Raw genomic sequence first — 12863 nt, 5'->3', positions numbered from 1 at the left:
GAAAATAATATGACAAAGAAGATAGGAATAATTACATTTCATGCATCACATAATAACGGATCTATGCTTCAAGCATATGCACTACAGCAAATAATATCGCAATTCCCTAACTACAGCAATGAAATAATAGATTTTTCAAGTGTTGGTCAAAAGAGGTTCTATTCAATTTTTGTAATACCACGAAATATTAAAGAATTACTTAAAAATGTGATGTTTACTATATTTTATAAAAAGATTAAAAGTCATTACGGTGATTATGAAAGGTTCTTAAAAAATTATATGGTCGTGTCAGATGAGAAATACCATAGTACTCACGAACTTGAACAAGCTAATTTGGAATACGATATTCTAATAAGTGGTAGTGACCAGGTTTGGAATACTAAATGCTTAGATTTTGAAGACGCCTATTTCTTGTCATTTGCCAATAAAAATGTAAAAAGAATCTCTTACGCAGCAAGTATGGCTGCTAATAATATAATTGGGGAAGGTGCGAGAATAGAAAAAAAGTATAGAGAGTATCTGATGAATTTTCAAAATATATCAGTCAGGGAAAGAAACTCTAAGTTGTGGATAGAAGAACTTACGGGTAGAAATATTGATATAGCTGCTGATCCTACTTTATTAATAAGTCCTGATAGTTGGGCTGGCTTAGCATATAACCCAATAGATAAAGGTGATTATATTTTTTATTATGTTAGTTGGTATACTAAAGAAACTAATATAGAAATTCAGAAAATAGCAAAAAAATATAATATGCCAGTTTATGTTGTAAATGCAAAAGAATGGGTAAGGAGGGGCCTATGGCAATATGGGTTCAAGCTTGCTAATCCTGGTGGTCCGAGGATGTTCTTATCATTGATTAAAAATGCTAAGTTGGTATTTACTTCTTCTTTCCATGGTACTATTTTCTCAGCTGTTTTTCAAAAGGATTTTTGGTATGTAAAGAGTCCTATTGCAAATAAAAATGACGATCGAGCATCATTTATTCTAGAACAATTAGGTATAGAAGAAAAATTAATTACAAAGGACAGCATAGAAAAAATCGATTTATGGCAAGAGATAGATTACAAAGAAGTTAGAAAAAGAATTGACGATTTAAAAGACAAATCAATGAAATATTTGAGTGATATTTTAAATTGAGTATAATAATAAAAATTAACTAGGGAGCCAAAATGGAAACAAAAAGTAACAGTCTATTGATATGGTGGTTAGTACTATTACTTGTGCCATATATGTCTACGTATTTATCCTTAATAAATCAAAATGTTTATATCCTTACCATAGTAAGTCGGGCAATGTCATTTACAATTATTTGTGGCTTATATCTTTTTAGAAAGAATAAAAGGTTACCATCTATATCAACTTTTTCCTTACTATCAATACTTTACATGTTCGTTTTACTCTTATCAACTTTCATAAATCAAGGAGATATTTTTAAGTTTTTGGGATATTTGGTCACTTGCTTAGGGATATTGTTACTAATTGATTTATATTCACAAGTTAATAGAGATATAATTTTATCTGCACTAGTATATATATTTCGTCTAATGGTCTACATTAATTTTCTTCTAATGATCGTCTACCCTGACGGGGTATACACTGTAAATGATATTTATTCTTCTGCAGTGACTAGATATAATTTTCTTGGCCTAGATAACCAAACTGGACCATATTTTATTTTATTAATGACTTTAAGTCTTTGTCGACAATACACAAGAGGAAGCCGGATTAATGTATTGTGTAAAACCGATATTGTCATTTGTATTATCAGTATTCTTTTTTTATGGAGTGCTACAGCTGTTGTTGGCCTTATTATATTTTTAGCGTTTATTTTACTTATATCAAAAAATAAACATTTGGCAAATTTAAGGACAAGTTATCTAATCATAGGGCTGTTATTTGTCATAGTTGTTATTTTTCAAGCAACTACAATGTTAAAACCTATATTCGAAGGTCTTCTAAATAAAGATGTGACACTCACTGGAAGAACATTTATATGGAAAGAAGCAATTTCAATGATTATACTTAAACCTATTTTAGGGTATGGAATTCAAGATTCACCAAACTTAGTTTATTTCTTTATATATCAAGATTTTAGAACCGCACATAACGAATATTTGCAGGTTTGGCTACAAGGCGGTATTGGTTGTGTACTTATTCTTATTGCACAATTGTCAAGGGTTAGACGGGTGATTTCTCAATCTGGGTACCAAGATAAATCTTCATTAATTTTACGAGGAGGCATTGTTACAATTTTGGTTATGATGCTAACTGAATCCTATGGGCAAATGTTAGTTTTTTATGTATTGATTTTTTACACGTATTTTCATCATCGTCACTACCTAATTCGTACTTGATAAAGAATTTTTGGACAATAATTGTAGTTAAGTGTCTATTTCTTGCTGAAATTATTTTCAACTGAATAGTAAATTTTGAGTTAGAAATCTTCAGGGGAAACAGTGTTTTCTTTTCTTAAAAAAAATACAAATGTTGAGAGGTAATATGAGTTCTATTAGAAAAAACTTTATTTACAATGTTATTTATCAACTTCTTGTCTTAATTCTCCCGATAATAACGGCACCATATATCTCTAGAGTATTAGGACCAGTGGGACTAGGAACCTATTCTTATACTTATTCCATAGCTAACTATTTTTTGTTGTTTGCAATGTTAGGTGTAGCTAATTTTGGCAATAGGAGTATAGCAATGGTACGAAATGATCCAAGAAAGATAAGTGAAACCTTTTGGAACATTTTTACTATGCAATTCATTAGTGCAATATGTATAACAATTATTTATATTTTCTTTTGTATATATTTTTATGGGGAAAATAAATTAATTGGTATTATTCAAACTATATTTGTTCTATCTGCTATATTTGATGTTAATTGGTTTTTTTCTGGTATTGAAAAATTCAAATTAATTGTTATAAGAAATTTTATTATAAAAATATTAACTGTGCTTCTGGTTTTTATATTTGTGAAAAGTACAGATGATCTTTGGATATACGCAATGATTATGTCACTTGGAACACTTATTAGTCAGAGTATTATATGGATATTCTTAAGGAGATATTTACATTTTGTAAAGCCAAATGTTGCAACTATTAAAGACAATATTAAGCCTTATTTGATCTTATTTCTTCCAGTTCTAGCATATAGTATATATCGTATTATGGATAAGATAATGATTGGTAGTTTAAGCAACTTGCAACAATTAGGTTACTATGAAAATGCTGATAAGATCTTGGTTATCCCAATGGGTATTATTGTTGCTTTAGGGACTGTTATGCTTCCTAGGGTTTCAAATTTAGTTTCTAATGGGCAACGTGATCTACAAAAAAGATATATTGAGATGTCAATGAAATATGTATCTATAATATCGTGTGCCCTAATGTTTGGAATGGCTGGAATCTCAGAGGTTCTAGCTCCTGTTTATTTTGGAGAAGAATTTGCCCCATCAGGTAAATTAATTATGTATCTGTCACCTATTATTTTGATTTCTTCATTTGCAAATGTAATAAGGACGCAATATCTGATTCCTGAAAAGAAGGATAATTTATATGTCATATCTATGATAGTTGCTGCTATCCTAAATTTTGTATTAAATTACTTTTTAATACCTCTATATGGTGCTAACGGGGCAATAATAGGGTCAATAGTTGCTGAATCTACCATTTTGATAATCCAAATAATATCTGTCAAAAAGGAATTACCAATAAAAAAATATTTTTTAGATAATTATATCTATTTCTTATTCGGTTTTGTTATGTTTATAACTGTAAAGTTTACAGGGGAACTACTAAAGGAAAATATTAGTACGCTAATAACTCAAATTATCATTGGCTCAGTGGTTTATTGCTCATTAGTTATTTTATATATGATTGTCACTAAAGATTCCTTTTTGAAAAAGATGTTAATTCGTAAAAAGGATGTATTTTAATATTAACATAGAGCACTACTGTAAATATAAAAGGAATTCATTATAATTGGAAAGTGCATATTTTCAATAAATACAAGGTAATGTTAGAGGTAGAACACTTGAAATATTTTTTGGTAAGCTTCCTAAATCAGTTAAGAAAACTATTAGGTATATTCACCAAGGCACGGAAAATAAAAAATTAGACATAATTGAAGAAGTAAGTCTATCAAGTGCACAGAAAGTTTAACTTGAAATAAGATGAGGATTTCAAACGGTGTAGAGGTAATAGTATTATTGAAAGCGAAGGACTAAAGCATTTACTGTTGACTATGTGCTAAAAAAAATTTTTTAGTTAAGTTTATAATCATAAAAGACAACACTCATACACTCCTATGGTTTCGGCCAAAACTAAACTTTTTGTAAACTAAGAGGAGGTTTTAGGGGGCTTACTTGACCCTGTCTTTTGTTATCCTCTATTAGTGGAAGGCGTTAGAAGACACTTCTTATTATGTTGGTGTGGTTAACTTTATTTTCTTATTTGGTTAAGACTAATGGCATTGTCCCCTTTGTCACATTGATAGAATTATAGTTCAATTAATCAAATTACTGTACACAAATACTTAAATTAATAAAGGAGGATTACTTTGAAACTTATATTACTTTCCGGTGGATCAGGAAAACGCTTATGGCCACTATCAAATGATACACGTTCAAAACAGTTTTTAAAAGTACTAGACAGTAAAGAAGACGAAAAGCTATCTATGGTACAAAGAGTTTGGGGTCAATTAGAATCTGTAGGACTAGAAAAAGATTCTGCCATAGCAACATCAAAACTACAACGTGAAATGATACACAGTCAATTAGGTTTAGATGTTCCAATAGTAACAGAACCAGAAAGACGTGATACATTTCCAGCTATTGCTTTAGCTGCTTCTTATCTTCACTCTGTTGAGTTAATGCCTGAGAATGAAGTTGTAGTTGTATTACCAGTGGATCCGTATGTAGAAGATGAGTTTTTCGAAAGAGTAAAGGATTTAGAAGAAGTTATTGAGGACACCAATGCAGATTTAGCCTTAATTGGTGTTAAGCCAACATATCCTTCTTCCAAATATGGGTATATTGTTCCGAGTAACCATAATGGTAACCATGTTGAAGTAAGTCATTTTACTGAAAAACCAACAGAGGAAAATGCGAAGTCTTTAATTAAAGAAAATGCTTTATGGAATTGTGGTGTTTTTGCCTTTAAACTTGGTTACTTACTAGATTTGTTGAGAGAAAAAAAATTACCACTAAACTATGAAGAGTTAAATAGTCACTATAGCGAATTACCTAAGATTAGCTTTGACTATGAAGTTGTTGAAAAAGCACAAAGTATTGTTGCTTTACCATACGATGGTTATTGGAAAGACCTTGGTACTTGGAATACGTTGACTGAAGAGATGGCTACTACACAGGTTGGAAAAGGTGTTATTAGTGATGATTCTACTAATACGCACTTAATTAATGAACTAGATATCCCTGTTACAGTACTTGGTGTTAAAGATGTGGTAGTCGCTGCAAGCCCTGATGGAATTTTAGTGAGTGATAAAGCTTCTAGCCCTAGAATCAAAGAACTTATAAAGGATTTCGATCAACCTCCAATGTATGAAGAGAGAATCTGGGGATGGTCACGTACATTGGATTACTCTAAGTATGATAATGGGGAAGAAATGGTTACCAAGCGTATATGCATACAAGAAGGTAAAAACTCAACGTATCATTATCATAACTTAAGAGATGAAGTGTGGACGATTGTAAAAGGTGAAGGTGAATTAGTACTAGATGATAGTATTAGAAGAGTGAAAGCAGGAGATGTTGTTCACCTACCAGCAGGTAAAAAGCATGGTGTTCGTGCTATTTCAGACCTTGAATTTATTGAAGTACAAACAGGTTCAGGAATTAGTAGAGATGACATTCATAGACTAGCTTACGACTGGGATGAAGTTATATCTTTGTTCCATAAGTCTAAGTCAACAGTTATTCTGTAGGGGATATAGATGATAACTATTGCTTACTATATATCAGATTATGGATTTGGACATGCTACCCGAAGTATTTCTTTGATTCGTGAAATAATAAGTAAATCCACACAAGATGTAAGGATTATTATATGCAATTCATTTGCTTTTGGATTCCTAAGAGATTCTTTAGAAGGTTTACCTGTCCAATATAGAGTGATTGAGACGGATGTAGGATATATTCTTAAAGAAAATAGTATGGAACCTAATCCAGTTGAATTAGAGCAGTCGTATTTAGATTTCGTTCATACCTGGGATAACAAGATCCTAATAGAAAAAGAATTTCTCCTATCAAATTGTATTAACTTAGTCATCTCTGATATCTCACCACTCCCATTTATACCAGCAAAAGAATTAGATATTCCAACTATTGGAATATCTAATTTCACTTGGTATACGGCCTATAAAGATTTAGTGGAACAAAAATATCTAACTACATTTAGAAATGCATACACTCAAATAGACCATTTCTTAAATCTAGCCGGTAGCTTTGAGCCTGATTGGGGAAAAAACAGTAATGAAAGCTTTGGATTCTTAGCGAGACAGGCTGATTATCAAGAAGTGAAAAATATACTGGATCGTGTTAATCCAAAGCGAGATAAGACGGTGATTTACTTTGGCTTAGGGATGAAGGTTGGAATAGATTTACATGATTTAAAGCTTTGGAATAGTAAAGGCTGTGTATTTCTTGTTTCTAGTAATGTAAATATAGACAATCCAAATGTCTTTCAGATACCGAGAGAGTACACGGAGTCACAGAACTATATAGCAGCTGCTGATGTTGTTATATCCAAAGCTGGTTGGAGCACTGTTAGTGAAGCTGTTATTAACAGCAAGCCGCTGATTATATTAGATAGAAATATCATGAACGAAGATAGGAATACGGCCAGTTACCTGAAAAGTATAAATCATGTTAAATTAGTTAGCTGGGAAGATTTACATCAGTTACAAATTACGGAAGAATTAAAAGTTGAGTTATCCAAACAAGTAACTACTGAATGCCCTAATGAGGTCTATCAGTTAGTATCGAGAGTTTTAGAATTACTAGAGAACTAGTTAAATAAACTATTTAATATAAATTGGTGAGGTTTAAAAATATGAGATGGAAGTGAATTTATGTTAAAGAATTCCATCTCATAGCTTTCCTCATCAATTTTTATTTGACCATCAAAGGAATATGTTTTATAGACAATACATAGCCCGTATGTCTCATCTCCATTGGGGTATGAAAAATGTAACTCTTCGCCAGCGAAAATTTCAACTAGTTCGAGGGTATGCGCATTCAAGCCTGTTTCTTCATATAGTTCCCTTTTGGCACAATCGATGGGAGTTTCTCCTAATTCTAATTGTCCACCAGGCAAGCCCCAATCATTTGTATCTGATCTAAGTTGAAGTAATATCTTGTTAATTTGGGTAGGAAAGAAGTTACATACAGAATTTGGTTATGATATCCCAAATGATCGAATAGGTGAAGCTTGGGTAATATCTGTTCATCCCGATGGACCAAGTAAAATCCTAAACGGAGACTCATCAGGCAGTAAACTAGACTTTGTATGGAAAAACAATGGAGAATTGTTTAATAAAAGTAAAGATAATAAGGAAGAATATCCTCTACTTGTAAAAATTCTGGATGCTAATAATGATTTATCTGTCCAAGTACATCCTAATGATCGTTATGCGCGCGAAGTAGAGGGACAGCCGTATGGGAAGGCGGAATGTTGGTATGTCCTTAGCACTGAAGAGGATGCGGAGTTGATATTTGGACACCATGCCCAAACAAAGGGAGAGTTTCAACAAATGGTAGTAGAGGGAAAATGGGACAACCTTCTTCGCCGCATTAAAGTAAGTGCAGGTGATTTTGTGTACGTACCAAGTGGTACTATCCATGCGATTGGTAAAGGAATGGTTATTTTAGAAACACAATTCTGATATCACCTATCGAGTTTATGATTATGACCGTACAGATAATGAAGGAAATAAAAGGGAGCTCCATTTAGAAAAATCAATAGAGGTAACGACAGTACCACATGTTAATCCAGTTATGCATATGAAACAAGAAGTAAAGAATGGATTAGTCACTAAAAGGCTTGTAGAGGAAACATATTTTACAGTGTTCCACTGGCGTTTAGATGGAGAAGTGGAACAACAGTTATCTAGTGACTTTTTACAGGTAAGTGTCATAAGGGAAGCGCAACAATGAAAGTGAATGGTGCTAATTTTGAAATTAAAAAGGTGATCATTTTATTTTGCCAGCAACTATTGAGGAATATAGCTTGTCTGATAATGCTGAGTATATTGTGTCTCATTCATAAAAGAACTTATTAAAGTTAAATAGACTTAAAGGATATTAAAATATCTCAAGGGAATGAGAGAGTATGTATGACGTCAGGGAGTATATGGACAATAGATATAAAATTTATGAATTAATAGATGGAAATACAAATTCCTTGGTTAAGGTTGCGCCTGAAATATTCGGGACTGGTTACATGTGCTAGATAATTTTGCTGCGATTGATCTTGTACTTCATAAATGAGTTAATGGTGAAATATATCATTGGCGGATAAACTGAACTTTCAAATTTGCAAGTAGTAGAACTATATTAAAAGCGTTAGGGAAATCGGAAGACTTAATTAAATTTGTAGAATACCACATAGGACATGATAAACGCTATGCGGTTGACACAACAAAAATTGAACAACTTGGATGGAAGCCAACCTATGACTTTAGTACAGGGATTGCTCAAACAGTGAAGTGGTATTTGAGTTGAGGTTAATCAATAAGAAAATAAGCATCCCTCAAAAGGGATGCTTTATGTAACGATTTTCATTAATCTGATCAGCTCTTTTAGCAATTACCATCAAACTCATTATAAATATGCCTATAGCGCTACCGAAAACAGTACCTAATACAAATGTAATCATAGCTTATTCCCCCTGGTTGGATGATGGTTACTATATATGTATTATACAACACTTTGTAAGCGTTTTCCGTAAATGGATAAAAAATAGTATAAAAGGTGGACTTGAGGTCTTCGGTGAGGTTTATTGATAGGCTCATCATATTGTGCTCAAGCAAAAGAATTACAAAGGATCATACCTAGTAAAGAAAAAATAAACCTTCCTTAAACTTGATATAAGCGAGCAAATAGGTTATAAATTGAGGGGACAACTTTTCACAATCTTTCTTGGGTTGCTCAACTTTTTTGAACTTTTTATTTATTCCCAAATATGGTGTCATGCATAAACAACATTAGAATCACAAACAACGGCATCTTATTTTGCAAATACTCTTTATTTTAAAGTTGGGACATTATTTAAGATGCATACTTTGGCCTTGATAATTCCTTTTGCATTTTTTATACAAAAGGAAAAGACATGGGTTAGTTTAAAAAATTGGGTATTCCTCTTGCTATTAATGCTTCTTTGACAACTATGGGTGAAGATCTAAGTATTAACTGGAAAGTTCAAAAACAATTTGCTAATTGGAAAATTCAACAATCACAGTCATATAAAATATATTTCTCTAAAGCAAATGGTAAAGAATATGTCTTAAAAAAATATTCTTTACCTGCTTTTGCTGAAAAGTATCGTAAGTATATATTAAAAGTAATAAAGGAGCATAAGCAATGAAGATCCTTCATTTAAATACGAATGATAAAATTGGCGGAGCTGCTAGGGCAGCTGACCGTTTACACAGAGCTTTAAATCAGCATGTTAATATAGATTCTTTGATGTTTGTTCAACGTAAAACTGGAGATAGTCCAGATGTTATTGGACCCAGTAGTAAGATTGAAAGGGGAGAATCAATAGCTAGGCCTTATATAGATAAATTGCCTTTATTAAGGTATCGACATCGTCAAGGTAATCCTTGGCATGTTTCATGGGTTCCTAGAAACATTAAAAAAGTAATTAATGACATTAACCCTGATGTTGTCCATTTACATTGGATAAACGATGGATTCATATCTATTAAAGAATTGGAAGGAATAAATCGTCCAATTGTATGGACGTTACATGACTCTTGGCCTTTTACTGGGGGGTGTCATATTCCATATAACTGTGATAGATATACTAGATCTTGTGGCTCTTGCCCGCAACTTCGTTCAGATAACAATAAAGATATTAGTTACCAAATTCTTAAATCAAAAATTAAAAATTGGTCGAATAATGATATAAATGTAGTAACGCCAAGCAATTGGATGGCTGAATGTGCTAGAAATAGTTCGGTTTTTAGGAACAATAATATTACAGTTATTCCTAATGGATTAGATGTTGATAAATTTAAGCCTATAAACCAGAATGTATCAAGGGATGTATTAAATCTTCCGAGTCAAAAGAAACTTATTTTATTTGGAGCAATGAGCAGTACAAGCGATTATAATAAAGGATTTCATTTTTTAATTAAAAGTTTAGAATTGTTATCACGTAAGTATTCCGATGAAGTCGAACTTATAATATTTGGATCTAGTAGACCACTTGACCCACCTGATTTTCCTTTTACCGCGCATTATATGGGAAACATCAATGATGATGCTACTTTGGCTCTATTATATTCAGCAGCTGACGTCATGTGTGTGCCATCTCTACAAGAATCCTTTGGTCAGACTGCATCAGAATCGCTAGCCTGTGGTACTCCTGTTGTGGCATTTAATGCTACTGGACTTAAAGATATAGTAGACCATAAACAAAATGGGTATCTAGCTGAAGCATACGATGAAAATGAACTTGCACAGGGGCTTGAGTGGGTTCTTTCAAAAGAAGATATTAAAGCTCAGCTATCTAAAAATGCAAGAGATAAAGTAATGGAAAGTTTTAATATTAGAGAGGTATCTAAAAAATACTTAGAATTATATAAGAGTATTATGAAAACAACCGTCTAATCATAATGGTTATCCATAATAGATTATTATCAAAATAAGGTAATATGGAAGCGGGCTTGTCAAGAAAAGTGTGTAAGTTTAAATATACTTTACAACTCTACTATCTAAGTTATCATGGATAAGCGGTTGGTTCATGGCAATTGACCAATTTTTAATGTGGCCACCGTCCTACTTTTCTCAAGTTCTTTTATACGTAAAAATAAGACTTTCAGGGGAGCGTTCTCGTTGGGGAATGCTTCTTTTTTTGACTTTTCTGAAGTTAGAGTGGATGCTTTCTACGGGTTCGTGGTGAACTACTTTTTACCGAATGGATGATATAGCCTACTTTTACAAGTGAAAATAACAAATACTTACTTTCACTCTTGGTTGAGGCAACGGGAAGTTCCTCATATCCTTGCTCATAATGATGATAATAGATAAATATGTGGCTGGAAACATCAAAACAGAATTAGCAGTTGTCAACAAATCACTCCCAAATAAAGGGGTCTGATCCTGTCGAAAAAAAGTGTTTGATTTGTCTGTAAGAGAAGGCCAGTATTGTTGTTCGGCCATATGATCTTATCCCCTTCTATATTTCTTACTAGTGTTCGCTAAGAAATTTCACCAAACAATGCTTTGCCAACCATCATTAAGCCCTGCTAAACTAAAATGGACAGTTTTTGTTCGATAAAAATGAAATGAAACCTCTATTTATCTGATTGCTTAGAAAGTACGGATTATTATCATATCATTTTCAACATTCCCCTTTTTTTCCTCCATCTTTCCTAGATAACCTCATTATTTAAACCTATATGCCTATTCAGCATTTAGATAAAACAGGAAATATGTAATATACCAATAGTTTCAGTGATTCGCTACCATAGTAATAGAAATATTTGGAAGGGGATAGGCGGATGTTAGTGAGTGCGGAAGAGGCGGAGAAGGATACGTATGAGGTATCTGCGCAAAGCAGCCGAACTAGAGGAATTCTTGTCACGGCTTAATCATGTTATTCAAGATTTTCACCATGCCCACCAGACGTTTACGAGTGGGAGAAGTAAGTACGCGGCACATTGGCAAGGGGATGTGAGACATGCGTTTGATCGAGTGGCAACGGACGTGAATCAATCGAGGAGTCGGGTGGAACATACATACAGCGAGCTACGGCAGGAAACGAGGAATAAGATTCACTATTACAGGCAGAAAGCGGCTAATTTGTTATGAGTGGGTTAATCGGAAATTTATTTAACATTGTAGGCGGGTATTTGAATGTACATAGGCTACAACTCTTAAAGGTGGAGGAGTTGTGCCATGAGTAAAATAAACGTGAATCTGGGAGAATTGAAGCATCTATCTAGTATGATTGGGAAAGCAGAGCATCAATCTGATGATGCAGTTCAGACCCTCCGTCGGCAATTTCGGTCACTTCAAGCAAGTTATCCTGGTGTTGTACCAGGCTCTATTGATAGTTATACAGATAGACTGGAGAGGGAATTAAAACAGTATAAAAGAGAGCTAAATGATGCGCGGTACATTGTCCATTTAACTGTCGACCGTATGTTGGAGGATGAACGATCTTTAAAGCGAAAAGCGTCAAAAATAAAACCATCTCCTAATCTAGATATATGGAATAATATTCAGCGGAATTTCCATCATAGTAATTTTGAATGGAACGGCAAGAAGGTAATGACGAAGGATTTACTTGCTTTAATCGGGAAACTAATTTTTCGATATTTTTTGTTTAGGATAACACAGCCAGAACAAAAACCCACAGAAAAAGCTAGTTCATTAAAACAGCTTACTAGTAATCCCAAAATGTTTGCGAAGATCATAAATGTCGTGGCGCAAGAAAAAGTGGAGGAGATAGCTAAATCCGCGGCAACCGATGTGGTAAAGTCCCCTTACTTTTGGAAGTATATGGGGAGAGTAGACCCTGATTTGAAGGAGTTGGGTGAAAGACTTGCTGATCCGGAATGGGACTCCCTGATTAATAGCTACTTCAAAGCAAATGCTTTCACCGAGAGCTT

Annotated in this window: 14 protein-coding genes and 2 pseudogenes; 12 read left to right on the top strand and 4 right to left on the bottom strand. The window is 33.3% G+C overall.

Translation table 11 applies throughout. The features are described 5' to 3' along the window. Positions 1–9: 9 nt before the first annotated feature. From H7K77_RS04625 to H7K77_RS04605, 5 genes are all read left to right on the top strand, one after another. Positions 10–1140, top strand: coding sequence for a polysaccharide pyruvyl transferase family protein (locus tag H7K77_RS04625; RefSeq protein ID WP_186576553.1), 1131 nt, complete (start codon positions 10–12; stop codon positions 1138–1140). 302 nt (positions 1141–1442) lie between these two features. After that, the gene (locus H7K77_RS04620) at positions 1443–2357 is read left to right on the top strand and encodes an O-antigen ligase family protein (RefSeq protein WP_186576552.1); all 915 of its coding nucleotides are present in this window, start codon (positions 1443–1445) and stop codon (positions 2355–2357) included. 130 nt (positions 2358–2487) lie between these two features. Next, positions 2488–3942, top strand: coding sequence for a flippase (locus tag H7K77_RS04615; RefSeq protein WP_328701028.1), 1455 nt, complete (start codon positions 2488–2490; stop codon positions 3940–3942). Between the two features lie 623 nt (positions 3943–4565). After that, positions 4566–5948, top strand: coding sequence for a sugar phosphate nucleotidyltransferase (locus H7K77_RS04610; protein ID WP_186576550.1), 1383 nt, complete (start codon positions 4566–4568; stop codon positions 5946–5948). Positions 5949–5957: 9 nt separating this feature from the next. Then, positions 5958–7034 carry a glycosyltransferase gene (locus tag H7K77_RS04605; RefSeq protein ID WP_186576549.1) on the top strand — a complete coding sequence of 359 codons (1077 nt, stop codon included), beginning with the start codon at positions 5958–5960 and terminating at the stop codon, positions 7032–7034. Here the strand turns inward: H7K77_RS04605 and H7K77_RS04600 are convergent. Beyond that, complete coding sequence (locus H7K77_RS04600; RefSeq protein ID WP_222599222.1) at positions 7031–7339, bottom strand: NUDIX domain-containing protein; 309 nt, start codon at positions 7337–7339, stop codon at positions 7031–7033. The genes H7K77_RS04605 and H7K77_RS04600 overlap by 4 nt on opposite strands. Before the next feature lie 40 nt (positions 7340–7379). On the opposite strand from H7K77_RS04600, the gene H7K77_RS21680 reads away from it, so the two are divergent. The 3 genes and pseudogenes from H7K77_RS21680 to H7K77_RS21185 form a co-directional block, all read left to right on the top strand. Next, positions 7380–7907 (top strand): type I phosphomannose isomerase catalytic subunit, encoded by a 528-nt coding sequence (locus tag H7K77_RS21680; protein ID WP_328701027.1) that lies wholly within the window; start codon positions 7380–7382, stop codon positions 7905–7907. A 118-nt stretch (positions 7908–8025) separates the two neighbouring features. Beyond that, a complete protein-coding gene (locus H7K77_RS21675; RefSeq protein WP_328701026.1) occupies positions 8026–8178 on the top strand; it encodes a hypothetical protein in 153 nt (50 codons plus the stop codon). A gap of 267 nt (positions 8179–8445) precedes the next feature. Beyond that, positions 8446–8745 (top strand): annotated as a pseudogene (locus H7K77_RS21185) (GDP-mannose 4,6-dehydratase); the annotation flags it as partial. A gap of 28 nt (positions 8746–8773) precedes the next feature. Here the strand turns inward: H7K77_RS21185 and H7K77_RS04590 are convergent. Next, positions 8774–8899, bottom strand: a complete 126-nt coding sequence (locus tag H7K77_RS04590; RefSeq protein ID WP_186576548.1) for a DUF3789 domain-containing protein — start codon at positions 8897–8899, stop codon at positions 8774–8776. Positions 8900–9370: 471 nt separating this feature from the next. Between H7K77_RS04590 and H7K77_RS04585 the strand changes: the two genes are divergently transcribed. Continuing rightward, positions 9371–9607, top strand: coding sequence for a hypothetical protein (locus tag H7K77_RS04585; protein ID WP_186576547.1), 237 nt, complete (start codon positions 9371–9373; stop codon positions 9605–9607). Further along, a complete protein-coding gene (locus H7K77_RS04580) occupies positions 9604–10857 on the top strand; it encodes a glycosyltransferase family 4 protein (protein WP_186576546.1) in 1254 nt (417 codons plus the stop codon). The genes H7K77_RS04585 and H7K77_RS04580 overlap by 4 nt, the downstream gene beginning before the upstream one ends. A gap of 78 nt (positions 10858–10935) precedes the next feature. Here H7K77_RS04580 and H7K77_RS21180 read toward each other — a convergent pair. Both H7K77_RS21180 and H7K77_RS04575 read right to left on the bottom strand, forming a co-directional pair. After that, a pseudogene (locus H7K77_RS21180) lies at positions 10936–11136 on the bottom strand (IS256 family transposase); the annotation flags it as partial. A 48-nt stretch (positions 11137–11184) separates the two neighbouring features. Further along, the gene (locus tag H7K77_RS04575) at positions 11185–11409 is read right to left on the bottom strand and encodes a hypothetical protein (protein WP_186576545.1); all 225 of its coding nucleotides are present in this window, start codon (positions 11407–11409) and stop codon (positions 11185–11187) included. Between the two features lie 378 nt (positions 11410–11787). On the opposite strand from H7K77_RS04575, the gene H7K77_RS04570 reads away from it, so the two are divergent. Next, positions 11788–12060 carry a hypothetical protein gene (locus H7K77_RS04570; RefSeq protein WP_186576544.1) on the top strand — a complete coding sequence of 91 codons (273 nt, stop codon included), beginning with the start codon at positions 11788–11790 and terminating at the stop codon, positions 12058–12060. Positions 12061–12147: 87 nt separating this feature from the next. After that, the coding region (locus H7K77_RS04565; protein WP_186576543.1) for a hypothetical protein at positions 12148–12863 on the top strand (716 nt) is incomplete at its 3' end.

This window comes from Aquibacillus kalidii (genome assembly GCF_014280935.1).
In the GTDB taxonomy this organism is placed as follows: domain Bacteria; phylum Bacillota; class Bacilli; order Bacillales; family Amphibacillaceae; genus Aquibacillus_D; species Aquibacillus_D kalidii.
This window is presented reverse-complemented; position numbering and strand designations above follow the sequence as displayed.